The sequence below is a fragment of the Bradyrhizobium yuanmingense genome, assembly GCF_029167105.1.
GTDB classification, from domain to species: Bacteria; Pseudomonadota; Alphaproteobacteria; order Rhizobiales; family Xanthobacteraceae; genus Bradyrhizobium; species Bradyrhizobium yuanmingense_A.
Map to the genome: position 1 here is coordinate 22,266 of NZ_JARFML010000006.1, position 20,134 is coordinate 42,399.

General features: G+C 63.8%; 9 protein-coding genes. All 9 read left to right on the forward strand.

Going from position 1 to position 20,134, the window contains the following annotated elements:
• Positions 1-25 precede the first annotated feature (25 nt).
• Entirely contained in the window at positions 26-2,344 is a 2,319-nt protein-coding gene (locus tag P0R31_RS09790) for a bifunctional salicylyl-CoA 5-hydroxylase/oxidoreductase (protein WP_275514062.1), read from the forward strand.
• A 16-nt stretch (positions 2,345-2,360) separates the two neighbouring features.
• Entirely contained in the window at positions 2,361-3,539 is a 1,179-nt protein-coding gene (locus P0R31_RS09795; protein ID WP_275513893.1) for an acyl-CoA dehydrogenase family protein, read from the forward strand.
• An 18-nt stretch (positions 3,540-3,557) separates the two neighbouring features.
• On the forward strand, positions 3,558-3,989 hold the full coding sequence (locus tag P0R31_RS09800) for a RidA family protein (protein WP_275513894.1): 432 nt from the start codon (positions 3,558-3,560) through the stop codon (positions 3,987-3,989).
• Positions 3,990-4,272: 283 nt separating this feature from the next.
• The gene (locus P0R31_RS09805; protein WP_275513895.1) at positions 4,273-5,421 is read left to right on the forward strand and encodes an amidohydrolase; all 1,149 of its coding nucleotides are present in this window, start codon (positions 4,273-4,275) and stop codon (positions 5,419-5,421) included.
• A 247-nt stretch (positions 5,422-5,668) separates the two neighbouring features.
• Positions 5,669-8,008 (forward strand): TonB-dependent receptor, encoded by a 2,340-nt coding sequence (locus tag P0R31_RS09810; protein ID WP_275513896.1) that lies wholly within the window; start codon positions 5,669-5,671, stop codon positions 8,006-8,008.
• A 374-nt stretch (positions 8,009-8,382) separates the two neighbouring features.
• Positions 8,383-8,610, forward strand: coding sequence for an MbtH family protein (locus tag P0R31_RS09815; protein WP_275513897.1), 228 nt, complete (start codon positions 8,383-8,385; stop codon positions 8,608-8,610).
• 21 nt (positions 8,611-8,631) lie between these two features.
• Positions 8,632-9,387, forward strand: a complete 756-nt coding sequence (locus P0R31_RS09820; RefSeq protein ID WP_275513898.1) for a thioesterase II family protein — start codon at positions 8,632-8,634, stop codon at positions 9,385-9,387.
• A complete protein-coding gene (locus tag P0R31_RS09825; protein ID WP_275513899.1) occupies positions 9,356-10,324 on the forward strand; it encodes a TauD/TfdA family dioxygenase in 969 nt (322 codons plus the stop codon). The genes P0R31_RS09820 and P0R31_RS09825 overlap by 32 nt, the downstream gene beginning before the upstream one ends.
• Positions 10,325-10,402: 78 nt before the next feature.
• Complete coding sequence (locus P0R31_RS09830) at positions 10,403-20,134, forward strand: non-ribosomal peptide synthetase (RefSeq protein ID WP_275513900.1); 9,732 nt, start codon at positions 10,403-10,405, stop codon at positions 20,132-20,134.

Here is a 20,134-nt window from a genome sequence, read left to right on the forward strand (position 1 = left end):
GCGCAACGCGCGAAAGCGAGGGATCATGCGCATAGTCTGTATCGGCGGCGGGCCGGCCGGCCTCTATCTGGGCCTCCTGATGAAGCGTCGACATCCGGAACATGTCATCACGGTCGTCGAGCGCAACAAGCCCTACGATACGTTTGGCTGGGGGGTGGTATTCTCCGATGCCATGATGTCTGCGATGCGTCTTGCCGACCCCGAGAGCGCGGCCGAGATCGAGAACGCCTTCAATCATTGGGACGACATCGAACTGGTCTTCAAGGGGACGCGCCAGCGCACGACCGGCCACGGCTTCATCGGCATTGGCCGCAAGCATCTGCTCAACATTCTCCAGAGGCGCTGCGAGGCTCTGGGTGTCGAGCTCGCCTTCGAGCGTGAGGTGGAGTCCGATCTCGAATTCCCCGACGCCGACCTGATCGTCGCCTGCGACGGTGTCAACTCCAGGATTCGCGCCCGCTATGCCGAACAGTTCCAGCCGGACATGGTGATCCGGCCGAACCGCTACATCTGGCTCGGCACCAAGAAGGCGTTCGACGCCTTCACGTTCGACTTCCAGAGGACGGAGCACGGCTGGTTCCAGGCACATATCTACAAGTTCGATGCGGAAACCTCGACCTTCATCGTCGAGACCACGGAAGAAGCCTACAATGCTCACGGGCTGGGCGAGCTCGATCAGCAGGGGTCGATCGACTTCTGCGAAAAGATCTTTGCCGAGACGCTCGACGGTGCGAAGCTTTTGACCAACGCCCGCCATCTGCGCGGCTCGGCCTGGCTCAATTTCAGCCGCCTGATCTGCGGCAAGTGGAGCGTGTTCAACGGCCGCTCCCACGTCGTGCTGATGGGGGACGCAGCGCACACCGCGCATTTCGCCATCGGGTCGGGCACCAAGCTTGCGCTCGACGACGCCATCGAGCTCGCCAACCAGTTCGATCGCCATGGTCACGGTCGCGACCGCATCCAGACCGTGCTGGAGGCCTACGAGGAAGTGCGCCGCGTCGACGTGGCGCGCATCCAGAACGCGGCGCGCAATGCCATGGAATGGTTCGAGGTGGTCGGCCGGCGCTATGCCGATACGCTCGAGCCGCCGCAGTTCTTCTATTCGATGCTGACGCGTTCGCAGCGTATCAGCCATGAAAACCTGCGCCTGCGCGACCGTGCCTGGCTGGAAGGATTCGAGCGATGGTTTGCCGCGCGCTCGGGCATCGCCGTCGAGGACGACGAACGGGTACCGCCACCGATGCTGACGCCGCACCGCGTGCGCGGCCTCACGCTGGCGAACCGCATCATGGTCTCGCCGATGGCGATGTATTCGGCGAAGGATGGGCTGATCAACGACTTCCACATCGCTCACCTCGGAGCGCGCGCCATGGGTGGCGCCGCTTTGATCTTTGCCGAGATGACCTGCGTCTCACCGGATGCCAGGATCACGCCGGGCTGTCTCGGGCTCTGGAACGATGAGCAAGCGGCACAATGGTGCCGGCTGGTCGATCTGATCCATAGCCTCGGACACGCCAAGGTCGGCATCCAGCTCGGCCATGCCGGGCGGAAGGGATCGACCCGGCTCGCTTGGGAGGGGATTGACCAGCCGCTGGCTTCAGGCAATTGGCCGCTGATCTCGGCTTCCGCGCTGCCCTATCTGCCGCGCAGCCAGTTGCCGCGGCAAATGAACCGCACCGACATGGTCCGCGTCCGCGACGATTTCGTCGCCGCAACGCGCCGTGCAGCCGACGCCGGTGTCGATTGGCTCGAGCTTCATTGCGCCCATGGCTATTTGCTGTCGAGCTTCCTGTCGCCGCTGACCAACCGGCGAACTGACGAATATGGCGGCAACCACGAGAATCGTGCGCGCTTTCCGCTGGAGGTGTTCAGGGCGATGCGCGCGGCATGGCCCTCCGATCGGCCGATGTCGGTGCGGCTGTCCTGCCATGACTGGACCGAAGGCGGCAACACGCCGGCCGACGCTGCGATCTTCGCTGTGATGTTCAAGGAGGCGGGAGCAGACGTGATCGATTGCTCCTCGGGACAGGTCTGGAAGGAGGAACGGCCGATCTACGGCCGCCTGTTCCAGACGCCATTCGCCGATCTGATCCGCAACGAAGTCGGCATCGAGACGATTGCAGTCGGCGCGATCTCCGAGGCCGATCACGCCAACTCGATTCTCGCGGCTGGCCGCGCGGATCTCTGCGCGATTGCGCGGCCGCATCTTGCCGACCCGGCCTGGACGCTGCACGAAGCCGCGCGCATCGGCATCACAGCGGTCAACTGGCCGAAGCAATATCTGTCCGCCAAGGGACAATACGAAGCCAATCTGGCGCGTGCCGCTGCCGTGGCCGCGCCGTGAGCGAAGGAGGGATCGGATGAACTCCGTGGTAAAGATGATCCGGCGCGAATGGCTGGACTGGCCGTTCTTCGAGCCCCGCCATCTTGCGATCGGCGAAGCGCTCGATCGCTTCGTGCAGTCGGGAGCCCTCGACAAGATCGATCACAATGATGTGGATGGCGCCTGTCGCAAGCTTGTGCGCGCGATGGGCGAGGCGGGGTTGCTCGATTGCGCGGTCGCGGCGCCCGATGGCGATGCGACGTCGATCGATTCCCGCTCGATCTGCCTGTCGCGCGAGTCGCTGGCCTATGCCGATGGCCTCGCCGATTTTGCTTTCGCCATGCAGGGGCTTGGCTCCGGAGCGATTGCACTGGGTGGCTCGGCGGAGCTGCGCAAGGCCGTGCTGCCGAAGGTGCGTTCCGGCGAATGGCTCGCGGCCTTCGCGTTGTCCGAGAAGGAGGCGGGATCGGACGTCGCGGCGATGTCCTGCACGGCGCGGGCCGACGGCGACAACTTCGTCATCGACGGCGAGAAGACCTGGATCTCGAACGGCGGCATTGCCGATGTCTATACGCTGTTCGCTCGAACGGGCGAGGCGCCGGGCGCCCGCGGCATTTCGGCCTTCGTCGTCTTTCCGGATGATCCCGGTTTTAGCATTGCCGAGCGCATCGACGTGATTGCGCCGCACCCGCTGGCGACGTTGCGCTTCACCAATTGCCGGATTCCCGCGAGCCGCAGGCTCGGCGCGCCCGGGGGCGGGTTCAAGCTCGCGATGCAGACGCTGGATATTTTCCGCGCATCGGTCGCCGCCGCAGCCGTCGGCTTTGCCCGTCGCGCGCTCGACGAGGCATTGTCGCATGCGCGCAGCCGAAACATGTTCGGTGCGACGCTGGGGGATCTTCAACTGACCCAGGCCGCGCTCGGCGACATGGCGACCGACACCGACGCCGCGGCGTTGCTGACCTACCGCGCGGCCTGGCGTCGCGATGTGCAGAAGCTTCCGACGACGCGCGAAGCTGCCATGGCGAAGCTGACCGCCACCGAGACCGCGCAGCGCGTCATCGACCGTGCCGTCCAGATGTTCGGCGGGCGCGGCGTGCGCAAGGGAGAGGTCGTCGAAAGTCTCTACCGCGAAATCCGCGCGCTGCGCATCTACGAGGGCGCGACCGAGGTCCAGAAATTGATTGTCGCCCGCGAGCTGTTGAAGCCGCGCTGAGAGGATTGAGAACTACGCATGTGCACGATCAGCAAGCCGGAAGTCCCCGCGACGGGCGGTCTGCAACTGCTTCAGCCCAGCGGCTGGCCGCAGCCGAGGGGGTATGCGAACGGCGTCATGGCTGAAGGACGACTCATCGTGACGGGTGGTGTGGTCGGTTGGGACGCAGCCGGGCGATTTGCCGACGGACTCGTTGCGCAGGTCCGCCAGACGCTCGAAAACATCGTCGCGATCCTGGCAGAGGGCGGCGCGCGGCCGGACCATCTCGTGCGCCTGACCTGGTACGTCGTGGACATGGACGAATATGTGTCGAACCTGAAGGCGCTCGGCAAGGTCTATCGCGAGGTCATTGGCGCCCACTACCCCAGCATGGCGCTTGTGCAGATCGTGCGTCTCGTCGAGCCATCCTCGCGTGTCGAGATCGAAGCGACGGCCGTCGTCCCGCGCTGACGAAGGCGTCGGCCGCAGGCCCGCGGCGAGACCGCGACGATGGAAAGCTCTCTACGGCGCCCATGATGGATTGGAGCGAGAGCTCAATATTTTCAATCGGCTAAGGGGCGGCGTGTGCACGATGTGTGCACCGGGAGATGCAAAGAAATCTATCGACGGCAAATCTGAGCAGGCGGTCTGAGGCGTGATGCTGACCTCGGCTTCCGCGCGATCGAATTGACGAGAGCAGTGCAGCGACTACAACAGGCGTTTCGCCGCCGGTCATGAGAGAGAAAGAAGCCCAATGTTCCTGACCGAGAACGATCTGAATGAATTGGTGGCATGGCGACGCCATCTTCACGCCGTGCCGGAACTGTCGGGGCAAGAGGCAAACACCGCGGAAGCCGTGCGGGCCCGTCTTCAGGCGGCGGGTGCCGACAGGATCGTTTCGGGCCTCGGTGGTCACGGCGTGCTTGGAATCTATGATGGACGTGAGTCTGGCCCGACGATCATGCTTCGGGCCGAACTGGATGCACTGCCGATCCAGGAAAAATCAGAACTCAAGCATCGATCACTGGTAGCAGGAAAAGCCCATCTCTGCGGTCATGATGGTCATATGGCAATTCTGGCGGCCGTAGCGCAAAATCTGAGCCAGCAACGTCCAAGCCGAGGTCGCGTAGCGCTCCTGTTTCAGCCGGCCGAGGAGGACGGGTCCGGTGCGGCCGCCGTTCTGGCTGACGCGAAGTTTGAGCAGGTGCGGCCCGACTTTGTCTTCGCGCTGCATAACCTACCTGGGCTCGGTTTTGGACAGGTCTCCCTTGCCGAGGGCTTGGTGAACTGCGCCTCGCAAGGAATGCGGATCAGATTATTGGGACGAACCACGCACGCGTCGAATCCGGAGCTCGGTATCTCCCCGAAAGACGCGCTCGCCAGGCTTCTGCTGGAGATTCCCGCGCTTGGGCACGGTACGGAGCTGGACGACGACTTCTCGATGCTGACGGTCACCCACGCAAGACTTGGGGAGCCTGCGTTCGGTATCGCGCCGGGCTTCGGCGAGTTGTGGGCGACACTGAGAACATGCACCGACGTGATGATGGAACGGCTCCGACTGGAGGCGGAAGACTTGGTTCGACGCGTGACGGCCGGTGAGGGGCTGAGCACGGAAATCGCTTATCGCGACGTCTTCAATCATTGCGCAAACGACGTCGATGCTGTTGCCCATCTTAGAAGCGCGCTGGACGCAGAGGGGGTGCGACATTCGGCGGAGGGCCTTCCGCTGCGTGGTTCCGAGGACTTCGGACGTTTTGGCTCCCGTGCGAAGTCGGCGATGTTTTTCCTGGGAGCCGGCAAAGAGCATCCCGGGTTGCATGAGCCGAACTACGACTTTCCGGATCAGTTGATAGACGTTGGTGCAAGAATATTCATGCGCACTATACGCAACCTGCTTGGCTAAATCGAGAATTCCGGACGGAGTGACAGCGTACCGCCTGCATGTCACACGTTGGATCGCCGATTAGAACGATTTGAATCTAGAAGCATTCGAATTTGCGCGGTGAGATTCGAAACAGGTAATCGCTCTCCGACCACGACGGTTTGTCGTGCAACCTTAGATGATTTCTAGGTCCCAATTCCTTCTCGCAGCGCCGTCATATGTTAGGAAGCGACGGGGACTTGCTTGCTAGTGGAATTGGGGCGTAGGAATGACGCGTGAACTCTCGGCCAGGAAAATCGTGCGTACACTATCGTTGGGGGCGGTGAGTTATCTCGCACTGTCGATGGAATCTTCGGGTGACCTTCAGCATGCGGCTGCGCAATCCAATCTGCCGCCCGTGACCGTCGATGCTCCGAAGCCGAGAGTCCGTCAGCCGGTCCAGAGATCACAGTCGACGCGCGCCTCGCGTGGACAGCGATCCGTCGCCGCGGCGGCTCCGCGCCAGGCTGCACCCGTTCCCTATGTGGTGCCTTCGACCGGTACGGTCGGCACGGTGCCGCCCGCCTACGCAGGCGGCCAGGTCGCGACCGGCGGGAGTCTCGGCCTGCTCGGTAATCGCGGCGTGATGAACACGCCGTTCAACCAGACGAGCTATACGGCGGAGTTGATCAAGAATCAGCAGGCGCGAACTGTCGGCGACGTTCTGTTCAACGATCCCTCGGTCCGAATGAAGACTCCTGCCGGCAACGGCATTGATGGCGTCTACATCAGGGGATTCTATCATGACAGTGGCGACTATGCCATGAACGGCCTCTATGGAATGGCGCCGTTCTATTCCACGTCAGCGAATTTCCTGGAGCGGGTCGAGGTTCTGAAGGGCCCGGGGGTGCTTCTCGGCGGCATGCCGCCTGCAGGCGCCAATGGTGGCAGCATTAACTTGGTGACGAAGCGCGCACCGGACTTCGACATCACACAACTTACTGCACTTTATATATCAAAGTCTCAGTTCGGATTGCAGACCGATGTGAGCCGTCGATACGGCGAACATAAGGAATGGGGCGTCCGGTTCAATGGTGAGGCGCGGGGCGGCTCGACTGCGTATGATCGGCAGACTGATCAGTTCGGCAACGCCGTGCTCAATCTCGACTACCGGGGCGAACGCGTGCGCTTTTCAACGGATATCGGCTATCAGGCCGATAATCTGAAGCCGCCGCTGCGGTTCCTGACGTTTACCACTAGTCCTCCATTCGCGACCACTATTCCGGTTCCTGCCCTTCCGAAGCCCGGCGCCAATTACATGCCGGAATGGGCGACATGGAAACCGAAAGATGCGTTTGCCATGACGCGTGGCGAAGTCGATCTGACGGAGTCGGTGACTGCATATGGTGCGGCTGGATACCACAAGAGCGAGATCGACTACGTCTATCCATCGCCGCGCATCACGAGCGCGAACGGCAACTGGACGGCCGCTCCATTCAGCGGGCGAGATGTTTATGACAATTATACGGGTGAGGTCGGGCTGCGAGCCTCGGTCGATACCGGCCCCATCAATCACCTCTTGACTGTGAACTACTCGGCTTTCGAGCGCGATTACAGTTCGTTCGGTAGGGCAGGCGCTGCGGTCAATTCGAATTTGTACAATCCGGTTCCGATCCCTTATCCGAACTTCGCTACTGTCGTCCAGAATTTGGAGACGCGGACCAAGCTTAGCAGCGTCGGTATCGCTGACACGATGTCGATGTTCAACGAAAGGCTTCAGTTCGTTGTCGGCGCGAGGCGGCAAACGGCAGGCGTGGATAGCGTGAACCTGTTGACCTCTGCCAAATCGAGTGTCGACGTTCCGACCTGGAGCCCCGGTTATGCGGTCATCGTCAAGCCGGTGGAGAACATCTCCCTTTACGCAAACTACATCGAAGGCTTAAAGGCACCTGAAGTCGTTGTCGGCGCCACGTCGTACTCCAACGTCGGCGAGATCATTCCTCCTGCTCAGACGAAGCAGAAGGAAGTCGGCATGAAGGTCGATATGGGCCGGATCGGATTTACGGCTAGCGCATTTGACATTACCAGCCCGAACATTATTTCGGTCGCAGTGCCGGGGCAAACCCTACCTGCGAGGCGGCTTTCCGGCGAGCAGCGCAATCGGGGCTTCGAACTGTTCACCTTCGGTGAGCTGACCCCGACGTTCCGGGTGCTGGGTGGCGTGACCTTCATTGACGGCGAGGTTGTGAGGCAGGCGGTCTCCGTCGGATCGATCATCGTCAACTACAACGGCAAAGTTCCCGTTGGCGTGTCGGCGGTTAACCTGAACCTGGGCGCCGAGTGGGACACCCCGTTCCTGCCGGGGCTGACTATGACTGGCCGGGTTATCTACACTAGCGAGAGCTACGCCAACGATGCGAATACACAGGAGCTTCCTGCGTGGACGCGAGTCGACCTTGGCGCACGCTACACCTTTCTGTCGCCGTGGAACGGCAAACCGATTGTTGTTCGCGCCAGCGTAGAGAACGTGTTCAACGAGGCGTACTGGAATTCTTATCGTACCGTGAGCAGTGCAGTCTCGCTCGGCGCGCCGCGCACCTACCTCCTGTCGACAACGTTCAACTTCTGAACGCCAAGTCCTTGGTACTTCCGATGCGTACCGCCGCGGAACTCGTCCGCGGCGGTTTTCGTTGGTCCATGGTCAGGAAAGCTATTCTTCGAGATTGATGACAGCACAATGAAGCGCTGTTCGACATGAATGCGCGATCTTGCCGCCTCGAGAAAGTTCCTGCTTGCGCGTTTAGAATTACAGCAATCCGCGATCTGTCCCGAAATCCCAATATTTTCCCGCGTGTTGCCGGGCAAGCGCGGAGGTTGCATTGTGTTCGCGCGTCGCCAGTTTTGAGGTCTTAAAAAAAGGCGCGTCGATATTGCTTTGACCCTCGTCTTCTTCTGACCTAGTCAAACGTCTCTGCTTTCGCTTTCCGAAAAGGGGACCGAGTCATGATGGTATTCGACAGGGACGACGTCACCTTCACCGTCGTCGTCAATCACGAGGAGCAATACTCCATCTGGCCGACGTTCAAGGAAATTCCGAGCGGCTGGAAGGCGGTGGGGAAGACCGGCAGCAAGAAGGAATGTCTCGACCACATCGAACAGGTGTGGACCGACATGCGCCCGCTCAGCTTGCGCAAATTCATGGACGATGCGGCGCCTCGGCAGTCGGCGTAGCCAGCGGGGCTCGGTCGTCCGATGCGGCTTCTTTGTCTGCCTTATTCCGGCGGCAGCGCCATGTTCTATGCGCGGTGGCGCAGGCTGCTGCCGTCGTGGATCGACGTTCGGCCGGTGGAATGGCCCGGGCGCGGCGCGCGCATGGACGAGCCGCTGGCGACCGATCCGCGCGTGCTGGCAGCGCAGCTCGCTGGCGAGCTTGCCGCGCAGCTCGACGGGCCCTACGCGTTGTTCGGGCACAGCCTCGGCGCCGTGATCGCGTTCGAGCTCGCACATGGCCTGCTCGATCGCGGAGTGCCTGCGCCGGCCATTCTCTTCGCCTCGGGTGCGGAGTCGCCGGCGGTTCGGGACGGCAGCAAGTGGCGCCATCCCCTGAGCGACGAAGCGCTGATGCAGGAGCTGCGCAATCTTCAGGGCACGCCCGACGAGGCGCTGTCGAATGCAGAGCTGATGCGGTCCGCGCTGCCGGTGCTGCGCGCAGACTTTCTGATGTGCGGGGCCTATGTCTACCGGCCGCGGCGTCCATTGCCGTGCCCGGTACACGTTTTTGGCGGAGCGGACGACGAGACCAGCCGCGAAGCACTCGAGGCTTGGCGGCAGGAGACCTCGGCGGCATTCACGCTCGATATTCTGCCCGGGCATCACTTCTTCATTCACACAGAGCAGGCCGAGCTGATCGACCGGATCGGCTGGGCGCTGGTCCGGCAATCGGGGCGATCGACTGCTTCGCATCGGAGCGAGGATCATGAGCGCATTCTCCGTCCAGCCACTCATTGACGGCAAGACTCTCCCCATGCTGCTCAGGCCAGGTGAGGCCGGGCAGCCGCTCGGCCAATCCCTTCCCATGCTGCGTGCGACGATCGACCGGTACCTGACCGACAGCGGCGGCATCGTATTTCGCGATTTCTCGCTCGATGGTCCCGATGCGTTTCGGGCCTTCGCGGCCGATTTCGGTCATCCGCTGCTGACCTACGAGTTCGGGTCGACGCCGCGTTCGCAGGTGACCTCGGGCGTCTACACGTCCACGGAGTATCCGCCGCACCAGCATATCCCGCTGCATAACGAGCAGGCCTATACCCGCGATTGGCCGATGAAGATCTGGTTCTACTGCATGCAGCCGGCGCTGGAAGGCGGCGAGACGCCGATCGCCGACAGCCGCGCCATCTATCGCGACATGCCGCCGGCGATTCGCGGGCGGTTTGCCGACAAGGGCGTGATGTATGTGCGGAACTACGGCAACGGGCTCGACGTCGAATGGCAGCAGGTGTTCGGCACCGACTCCAGATCGGAGGTGGAGGCTTACTGCGCTCGCCACGACATCGAATGCGAGTGGAAGGAAGACGGCGAGCTCCGCACGCGCCAGATCTGTCAGGGCACGGCGCAGCACCCGATCACCGGTGACTGGGTCTGGTTCAACCAGGCGCATTTGTTCCACGTCTCCAATCTCGAGCCGGAGGTGCGCGAGAGTCTGCTCGACGTGGTCGAGAACGAAGCCGATCTGCCGCGCAACGTCTTCTATGGCGACGGTTCGACGATCGAGGATGAGACGCTGTCAACGGTCCGGACCGTTCTCGAGAAGCATAAGATCAGCTTTCCCTGGCAGGCCGGCGACGTCGTGATGCTCGACAACATGCTCACGGCGCACGCGCGTGCCCCGTTCAAGGGGCCGCGCAAGGTGATCGTCGCAATGGCCGAAGCTCATCGGCAGCGGTGATCGGCAAGGGTGATCGGCGGCACGTCTCATTCGGGCGGTGGGGATTTTCGGCGCGCGGCCGGATAGGAATTCGAGAACATGGACAGATCCAACCTCGTCGAACGCTTGCGAGAGCACGCTGCCTTGCGACCGGAGAAGGTGGCTTTGCGGTTCCTCGAAGGCGACGACGTCGCCCACGAGCTGACGTTCGCCGCGCTCGACGCTCGGATCAGGGCACTTGCGGCGTGGTTGCAGCAGATGGGTGGGGCAGGCGAACGGGCGGTGATTCTGCTTCCGAGCGGGATCAACTATGCAGTCGCATTCTATGCCTGCCTGTATTCGAGCGTAATCGCCGTGCCGGCGTATCCGCCTGAGGGCGGCCCCGATCGCTATGCGGGACGACTCAACGGTATCCTGCGCGATGCCGCGCCTCGCTTCATCCTGGTGGAGACGGGGCTGCGCGGTCTCATCGAGGCGGCATTGCCCGAGCTCGCCGACGTGGAGATCGTTGCGGTGGACACGATTTCGTCCGATCTCGCGGCGGACTGGTGCGAGACGAGGCCTGCCGCCGATGAGATCGCATTTCTCCAATACACGTCCGGATCGACCTCGCAGCCGAAGGGCGTTTGCGTCTCTCATGGCAATCTGGCGGCCAACGAACGAGCCATTGAAGCGGCCGCTGGCGGAACGCCGGACGACGTCTTTGTCAGCTGGCTACCGCTCTATCACGACATGGGACTGATTGGCGGGCTTCTGAACCCGCTGTTCACGGGCTTTACCGGCGTCCTGATGTCGCCGCGGAATTTCCTTGAGCGGCCGCGACGTTGGCTCGAGGCCATTGACCGCCACGGCGGCACGATGAGCGGCGGCCCCGACTTCGCGTACTCACTCTGCACCGACCGCATCTCGGAAGAGACCATCCGTCGGCTCGACCTCAGCCGGTGGAGGTTTGCGTTCTCGGGCTCGGAGTTCGTCCGCCGGACCACCTTCGAGAAATTTGGCGACCGGTTTGCGCGTGCCGGCTTCAATCGGCGGGCGTTGACGGCCTGCTATGGCCTTGCGGAGGCGACGCTGCTGGTCACGGCCGGCGATATCACCGCCGAGACCGTGAGCTATACGCTCGACACCGCGGAACTCGCTGCCGGCCGCATCGCGAGCGCCAGCGAAGGTACGGACCTCGTGGCATGCGGCCGAACTGCTGCTGGTCACGCCGTGCGCATCATGCGTGTCGACGGATCGGCGGGGACGGAGGCGAGTGAGGTGGGTGAGATCTGGGTCGCCGGTCCCAGTGTCGCGCTCGGCTACTGGAACAATGTCGAGGCCACGCATCACGCCTTCGTCGAGCGAGATGGCGCGCGTTGGCTGCGGACCGGCGACATCGGCTTCCTTCGCGACGGCGCACTCGTGGTGGCCGGTCGTCTCAAGGACCTCTTGATCGTTCGCGGGCAGAACGTCTATCCGACGGATGTTGAGCAGGCGGTCGAAGCCGAGGTCGAATCCGTCCGCCGCGGACGGGTTGCCGCCTTTCCCGTCGAGGTCGACGGGCGTGAAGCCATCGGAGTGGCGGCGGAGTTCAGCCGCGCCGTGCTCAAGCGCACCAACCCGGAAGCGCTCGCACATGCGATCGGCGAAGCCGTCCTCCGGCAGGCGCAGGAATATCCGGCCGTGATCGTTCTGCTGAATCCGCAAGCGATGCCGCTGACCACGAGCGGCAAGCTGCAGCGGTCGGCCTGCGCAGCGCGTCTCGCCGACAACACGCTCGACAGCTTCGCGGTGTTCGAGAGAGGACGTCGCCGCGGCGCTGCATCCCTGACGGTGCCGGCGACTGATACCGAGCGCGCCGTCGCCTCGATCTGGTGCGACGCACTTGGCGTCGCGGCGGTGCATCGCGAGGACGATTTCTTTGTGCTGGGCGGAAACTCGATCGCGGCTGGTCAAGTCGCCGCGGCGATCCGCGACCGCCTGGACGTGGAAGTGGAGCTGCGCACCTTCTTCGACGCGCCGGCGCTTGCGGCCTTTGCTGGCCGGATCGATGCCCTGGCGGGCACCGGTGCTGGCCGGGCGCTCCCGCCGATCCCATGGTCCGCCGCGGCCGATCGCGCGAGGCTGTCGCACGCGCAGGATCGGCTCTGGTTCCTCTGGAACATGGACCCTGCTGGGACAGCCTATACCGTTGCGAGCACAATCGGTCTGAAGGGACGGCTCGACTGTACAGTGCTTTCGCGTGCTTTCGGCGAGATCGTCCGTCGTCACGAGATATTGCGGACCACATTCGTCGCCAGGGACGGCCGCGGAACGCAGCTCGTCCACGATGTCATGAGCATCGGCATCCGGCATGAGGATATTCGAGCTTATTCTGCACGGGAACGCTCGGAGCGCGCGGAGACGATCAGGCGATCCGAGCTCGGCAAGCCGTTCGATCTCGTGAACGGGCCGCTGTTGCGGGCGGTGATGCTTCAGCTGGCGGACGATGCCTACGAATTGCTGTTGCTTGCCCATCACATCATCGTCGATGGTTGGTCGCTTGATGTGTTGCTCGAAGAGCTGGCCGCTCTCTATCGAGCCGGTACCGGTCAGGGTACAAGCGTGCCGCCGGTTCCGGCGATTCAATATGCTGATTTTGCGGCCTGGCAGCGAAGCTGGCTTGCGGGCGGGGAGGGCGATCGGCAGCTCGCCTATTGGCGCGCCAAGCTCGGCGATGTTCACCCCGTGCTGGCGCTGCCGCATGATCGGCCGCGCCCGACGATCCAGAGCCATGCCGGCGATACGATCGGCCTTGCCATCGACGGCACACTTGCGTCCCGGCTCCGGGAAATCGCCGGCGAGCATCACGTCAGCGTCTTCATGCTGCTGCTTGGGGCATATTACGCGCTGCTCCATCGCTACACCGGGCAGAGCGATTTGCGTGTCGGCGTGCCGGTCGCCGGGCGTCGGCATACGCAGCTCGAACGACTGATCGGATGTTTCGTCAACACGCTGGTGCTGCGGGCCGAGATGGCCGCCGAAGCGAGCTTCACCAGCCTGTTGCGTCAGGTCAGGGAGTCGGTGGTCGAGGCGCTGACGCACCAGGATCTTCCATTCGAAATGCTGGTCGACGGCCTCAAGCCCGAACGCAGCGGTGGGCACAATCCCCTGTTCCAGGCGAAGTTCAACTACATGACGGCGCCGGGCGGTTTCTCCGGCGTCGAGGGGCTCGCCGCCGACATCGACATTGTCGATCTCGCTGGTTCGCATTTCGATGTCGCCCTCGACGTCATCGATGGCGTCGGCATGAAGGTCACGTTCAACTACGCCACCGATCTGTTCGATCGTCCGACTATCGCGCGATTGGCGACGCAATTCGGTTCGATGCTGCGCCAGATTGCCGACAATGCCGAGCGGCGGATATCGGACTTCGTCATCGACGACGAACACCGGCAGACCCTGCCGAGCGAGGCTGCGGCGTTCGGCTTCGCCGATGTGGTGAGCCTTCATCGCGCGGCGATCGCGGATCGACAGACCGCCATCGCCATTCGATGTGGCCGGGAGCAATTGACCTTTGCGGCGCTCGAGCACCGGTCGAACCGTATCGCGCACGCCCTCATCGCCACGGGCGTGGCACGCGAGACACCGGTTGCGCTGTGGATCGAGCGCTCGCCGGCCTTTGTCGTCGCCTTGCTCGGTGTGCTGAAGGCGGGCGGCTCTTATGTCCCGCTCGATCCGAAATGGCCGTTGCAGCGCGTCCGCCGTATCCTGACCGACGGCGGCATCGACATCATGCTTGCGGCGGGCGACAAATTGGCGGATGCGCGCGAGCTGGGCTGCCTGGTGCTCGACGCGGAGGCGGAAGCGGCGCGCGCCGAGGTGTCGAGCCTGCCGCTCGACACGACCATTCATCCAACGCAGACCGCTTACGTCATCTATACCTCCGGATCGACCGGCGCGCCTAAGGGCGTCAGCGTCTCGCACGGGGCCTTGGCCAATTACGTGCAAGCCCTGTTGCAGCGCCTGAAGCCGCGCCCGTCGGCGAGCATGGCGATGGTTTCGACGGTAGCGGCCGACCTCGGCCACACTGTCCTGTTCGGTGCGCTCGCATCCGGCGGCACGTTGCATCTGCTGTCACCGGAGGCCGTGTTCGATGCGGATGCGTTTGCGCAAGCGATGCGCGAGGGCGAGGTCGACATTCTCAAGATCGTGCCGAGCCATCTGCGAGGGCTGCTTCAGGCCTCGCGCTCGGCCGATCTGCTCCCCCGCGACGCGCTCGTCCTGGGCGGCGAAGCGTGCGATGGTGCGCTCCTGGACGACGTCCGGCGCTTGCGGCCGGAATGCCGGATCCTGAATCACTACGGGCCCACGGAAACGACCGTCGGTGCGGTGACGCATGAGTGCGCGGCAGGCCGCGGGGACGGTCCGGTTCCAATCGGTCTGCCTCTTGCCAATCTGCGCGTCCATGTCCTCGATGACGCCTTGAACGAGGTGCCGATCGGCGTGGTTGGCGAGCTCTATGTCGGCGGCGCCGGGCTGGCGCGCGGCTATCGCGGCGCGGCGGGCCTGACCGCGGAACGCTTCGTGCCGGATCCGTTCGGCGCCGCGGGCGAGCGCCTCTACCGAACCGGGGATCGTGGCCGCTGCGACCGCGAGGGTCGGCTGATATTCCTGGGTCGTTCTGATGACCAGATCAAGTTGCGCGGCTATCGCATCGAGTTGGGCGAGGTCGCGCGTGTCATCAAGGCGCTGCAGGGGATCGGTGACGCGGTGGTCGTTTCACGGCCAATCGGTGCGAGTGAGCGCCAGGAGCTGATCGCCTATTGCGTGGCTGAGAGCGGCGCCGCTCCACCGGCCGATGCGATCAAGCAACAGCTGGCTGCAACCGTGCCGGACTATATGGTTCCGTCACACATCGTCATGTTGGCGCAATTGCCGCTGACGCCCAATGGAAAGGTCGATCGTCGCGCCTTGCCCGAACCGGCCGAAGAGGGGGCGTCGGCCGGCTATGCCGCGCCTGCGGGGGATATTGAAATTGCGATCGCGGCGGTCTGGTGCGAGGTGCTCGTTCGCGAGCGCGTCGGCCGCAATGACAATTTCTTCGAACTCGGCGGCGATTCGATCCTGAGCCTGCAGATCATCGCCCGTTTGCGCAAGCGCGGCATCCGGCTTACTCCGAAGCAGATCTTCAGCCAGCAGACGGTTGCCGGGTTGGCGACGGTTGCCGTGATATCGACTGGGACGACCAAGAAGGAGAGACCGGCGGCGAAGGCGTCAGTCGGCGACACCGCATCTGGCATGTCCCATCTGATGCCGATTCAGACGCGCTTCTTCGTCGAGGACATTGCCAACCGGGATCACTGGAACCAAGCGGTTCTGCTGCTGCCCCGGATGCAGGTCGATTGGGAGACGCTGCGGCGCGCGCTTGCGGCCATCTTGGATCATCACGATGCGTTGCGCCTGCGGTTCAGGCAGGTGGATGGCGCCTGGCGGGCGGAGCAGGCGCCGGCGCCGGGGTCAGCAGAATTGTTATGGCTTCATGCGGGCGTCGGCGGCGCGACGGAGGTCACGGCGCTCGCCGGTGCCGCGCAGGAAAGCCTCTCACTGTCTTCGGGACCGCTGCTGCGCGCGGTCGGCATGGACCTGGCGGACGGTAGCCAGCGCTTGCTGCTTGCGATCCATCATCTCGTCGTCGATGGCGTGTCCTGGCGTATCCTGCTGGAAGACCTGGCGTTGGCCTATGACCAGCTGCAGCGTGGCAGTCCCGTCGCGCTGCCGCCAAAGAGCGACTCCTTTGCCTCGTGGAGCGAGCGGCTGCATGCCTATGCGGGAACGGCGGAGATCGCGGCCGAATTGCCGTATTGGCTGGATCGTGGTGCCGGCGCGCGCCTGCCATGCGACGACGACCATGGCGACGTCGATCGTGTCGGTGACGGCGGCGAGGTATCATTGGTGTTCGATGCCTACCTGACGTCGCAACTGCTCGAACAGGCGCCGGCTGCCTATCGGACCCAGGTCAACGATCTCCTGCTCGCCGGTCTCGTGCGCGCGGTGTCGCGCTGGAGCCAGCACGACGAGATCACCGTGGAGCTCGAAGGCCATGGCCGCGAGGAGATCTTCCCGGATGCGGATGTGTCGCGCACCGTCGGCTGGTTCACGACGGCCTTCCCGGTCCGACTGAAAGATGCAGGCGACGAGGCGTCGCTGATCAAGGCGGTCAAGGAGACGCTTCGTGCGATTCCGAACCGCGGGATCGGCTATGGCGTGCTGCGCCATCTCGGCTCCGAGCAGCAACGCCATGCTCTGGCGCAATTGGCGGAGCCGCAGATCGTCTTCAATTATCTAGGCCGCTTCGACGCCAACATAGGAACCAACCAGCGCTTCTCCTTCGCAGCGGAGAGCGCAGGTCCTTCGCGTAGCGCCACGGCGCCCATGCGCGGCTGGCTGAACATTACAGGCCTCGTGCGTGAGGGCCGGCTGGAATTGTCTCTCGGATATGGACGCAAGCGTTACCGGCACGTGACGGTCGAGCGGCTCGCCGCACATTACAAAGACGCACTGCGCGAACTGATCGCCCATTGCTGCAATGGAGCGTTCGGCCTCACGCCATCGGATGTCCCGCTGTCTGGGCTCGCTCAAGCCGACCTCGATCGGTTAGCTGCGAACCTGGATATTCGCGGCATTGAGGACATCTATCCGCTCTCGCCGATGCAGCAGGGCATGCTGTTTCATGCGCTGCGCGATGGTGCCAACGACGCCTATGTGAATCAGGTCGGGCTCGAGCTGTTCGGCGTCGATGCAGGCAAGCTGAAAGCCGCGTGGCAGATGGTCAGCGACCGGCATGCGGCCCTGCGGACCGGTTTTGTCTGGCAGAACCTGTCGGGCGCAGCGCAGCAGATGGTGCATCGCCAAGTGACGGTGCCGTTCATCGCGGAGGATTGGCGCGACAGCGCGCCTGCGGACCTGCAAGCCGCGCTAGCCGAGATATCCCGGCGTGAGCGCGCGATGGGCTTCGACATTTCGCAGCCGCCGCTTCAGCGTATCCGCCTGATCCGGCTCGATGACGACAGGCACTGGCTGATCTGGACCCATCATCACATCTTCGTCGATGGTTGGAGCTCGGCCCGGCTCGTGGCGGAGGTGTTGCAGCAGGCGAGCGGTCACCCGCTGCCGGCCGTGCAGGGCGGCTATCGCGACTACATTGCATGGTTGCAGGGCCGTGATCGCGAAAGCGCCGAGAGGTTCTGGCGCGAGGCTTTGGCAGGGCTCGAAACGCCCATATTGCTCGCGAACACACTGGCGTCTCCCAAAACATCCCTGGCCGAAGGCCATGCCAGCGTCGGGCTTGCGGTGGACGCAGCGCTGACCGAGCGGCTGAAGTCCTTCGCAAAGCGCGAACGGGTGACGCTCAATACGCTCATACAAGGGGCATGGGCGCAGCTGCTGCGGCGTCATTCGGGGCAGTCCGCGGTCTCTTTCGGCGTGACGATATCGGGTCGTCCGGCCGAATTGCCAGGTTCAGAGGAGATGGTGGGTCTCTTCATCAACACGCTTCCCATCGTCGATGCGACCAGCCCACAAGCCATCGTGGGCGATTGGCTGCGCCAGTTGCAGGAGCAGAATTTGGCGCTGCGTGAGCACGGATGGACGCCGCTCTACGACATTCAGCGCCTCGCCGGCCATGCCGGGCAGCCGCTGTTCGACAGCATCCTGGTGTTCGAGAACTATCCGATCGACGAGGGGGTGCTGCGGGGCGGGGAAGGTGGTCCGCGGCTGGGACGTGTGGCGCATGTGACGCCGACGAACTATGCGCTGGCAGTCGCGGTGTTCGCTGCGAGCGACAGGCTGAAGATCGAATTCAACTATGATTCCCGCCGGTTCGACGAGGCGGCGATCCTGCGCCTTCGCGACATTCTCCACGGCCTGCTGGAACGGATCGCGGCGAATGCGGAACGTGCGCTCGGTGATCTCTCTGCGGCAGTCGAGCGGGACGCGCGACGAGCGCTCGAATGGAGTGGCGCAGCGCGGCTGACCTCCGCATCATCCTGCGCCGACGTCGTGATGCATATCGAAGCGCAGGCCGCGCAGGCGCGGTCTGCCATTGCCATCGTCTGCGGCGACCAGCGCATCTCCTATGGCGAGTTGAACGTGCGTGCGAACGCGCTCGCACGACGCCTTCGCCTCTGGAACGTCGGTCCGGATCGGCTGGTCGGCATTGCCTTGAGCCGAAGCCCGGACATGATCATCGCGCTGCTCGCGGTTCTGAAGGCCGGCGGCGCCTATCTGCCGCTCGATCCGGATTATCCGTCCGAGCGGCTTGCCTACATGCTGCGTGACGGCGGCGCGGCGCTGGTCCTGACGCAAGGCGCGCTGCTCGAGCCGCTTGCACCGGTGCTGCGCGAAGCCGGGGTCGAGGCGCTCTGCATCGAGGAGCCATCGCCGCGCGCCGGCGAGGACGGCGGGAACCTCGACATCGAAATCCATCCGGACAGCCTGGCCTATGTCATCTACACGTCCGGGTCGACCGGCGCGCCGAAAGGCGTGGCGGTCGCGCGCGGACCGCTGGCGATGCATTGCGAAGCCATCGGCCGGCTGTACCGCATGACCTCGCGTGACCGCGAGTTCCAGACGGCATCGATCAATTTCGACATCGCCCACGAGCGATGGCTGGTGCCGCTGATGACGGGCGGTTCGCTCGTCCTGCCTTCGAAGCCCGGTCTTCTGATTGACGATCTCGTCAGCGAGATGACCCGTAATGCGGTGACCTCGATCTTCCTGCCGCCGGCCTATGCGGATCAATTGAGCGCGGTATTGCGGCAGGGCGGGCGCAGGCTGGCGATCAGGGCCTGTATCGTCGGCGGCGAAGCCTGGTCCGATACCGGGGTCAGGGCGTTTCGCGAGGCCGTCGATATCGATCTTCTGGTCAACGCCTACGGCCCGACCGAGACGGTGATCGCGCCGACGGCGTGGATCGTCGACGCCGCCGCGCTGAAGCCTCACCAGTCCGCACCGATCGGACGGCCCGTCGGTGCGAGGTCGGCGCACATCCTCGATTCCGACCTCAATATCGTTCCCGTCGGTGTCACCGGCGAGCTGTTCATCGGCGGTGTTGGCCAGGCCCGCGGCTATCTGAAACGGGCTGCACTGACCGCGGAGAGGTTCGTCCCCGATCCGTTCAGCGACGATGGCACGCGCCTCTATCGCACCGGCGATCTCGCGCGCTGGCGCGACGACGGCGTGATCGAATATGTCGGCCGTGCCGACCAGCAGGTGAAGATCCGCGGCTTCCGTATCGAGCTCGGAGAGATCGAATCGCGCCTGCTGGAGCAGCGCGGCGTGCGTGCGGCGGCCGTGGTGACGGGGGAGGGCAGGACCGGGCGCCAATTGCTCGCCTATGCGAGCGGCGAGCCGTCGCTCGACGGCCGCGCCTTGCGCGAGGCACTGTCTGCCGTTCTGCCTGACTACATGGTGCCGTCGTCGGTGACGGTGCTGGAGCAGCTGCCGCTCACCCCCAACGGGAAGATCGATCGGCGTGCACTGCCGGCGCCGGGCGAGGATGCGTTGGCGCGTCGCACCTACGAGGCACCCGAGGACGAGATCGAGCTTGCGCTGGCCGGGATCTGGGCGGAGCTGCTCGACGTCGATCAGGTCGGACGCAACGATCACTTCTTCGAGCTCGGCGGACATTCCCTGCTCGCCGTGCGGGTGCTGAGCCGGGTGTCGCAGGAAATCGGCGTGTCAATCGCGGTCTCGGATCTGTTCGCTCATCCCGACCTTGCGTCATTTGCCCGGGTCGTGTCGATCAGGCTCATCGAGCAAGAATTCGATGCCGAAGAGCTCCGGGAACTGGTGGGAACGGAGCAGTGA

Excerpts from the sequence above, each read along its gene's own strand:
- P0R31_RS09795 (WP_275513893.1), top strand. The coding sequence starts at position 2,361 with ATGAACTCCGTGGTAAAGATGATCCGGCGCGAATGGCTGGACTGGCCG.
- P0R31_RS09810 (WP_275513896.1), top strand. The coding sequence starts at position 5,669 with ATGACGCGTGAACTCTCGGCCAGGAAAATCGTGCGTACACTATCGTTG.
- P0R31_RS09825 (WP_275513899.1), top strand. The coding sequence starts at position 9,356 with ATGAGCGCATTCTCCGTCCAGCCACTCATTGACGGCAAGACTCTCCCC.
- P0R31_RS09830 (WP_275513900.1), top strand. The coding sequence starts at position 10,403 with ATGGACAGATCCAACCTCGTCGAACGCTTGCGAGAGCACGCTGCCTTG.
- P0R31_RS09800 (WP_275513894.1), top strand. The coding sequence starts at position 3,558 with ATGTGCACGATCAGCAAGCCGGAAGTCCCCGCGACGGGCGGTCTGCAA.
- P0R31_RS09815 (WP_275513897.1), top strand. The coding sequence starts at position 8,383 with ATGATGGTATTCGACAGGGACGACGTCACCTTCACCGTCGTCGTCAAT.
- P0R31_RS09790 (WP_275514062.1), top strand. The coding sequence starts at position 26 with ATGCGCATAGTCTGTATCGGCGGCGGGCCGGCCGGCCTCTATCTGGGC.
- P0R31_RS09820 (WP_275513898.1), top strand. The coding sequence starts at position 8,632 with ATGCGGCTTCTTTGTCTGCCTTATTCCGGCGGCAGCGCCATGTTCTAT.
- P0R31_RS09805 (WP_275513895.1), top strand. The coding sequence starts at position 4,273 with ATGTTCCTGACCGAGAACGATCTGAATGAATTGGTGGCATGGCGACGC.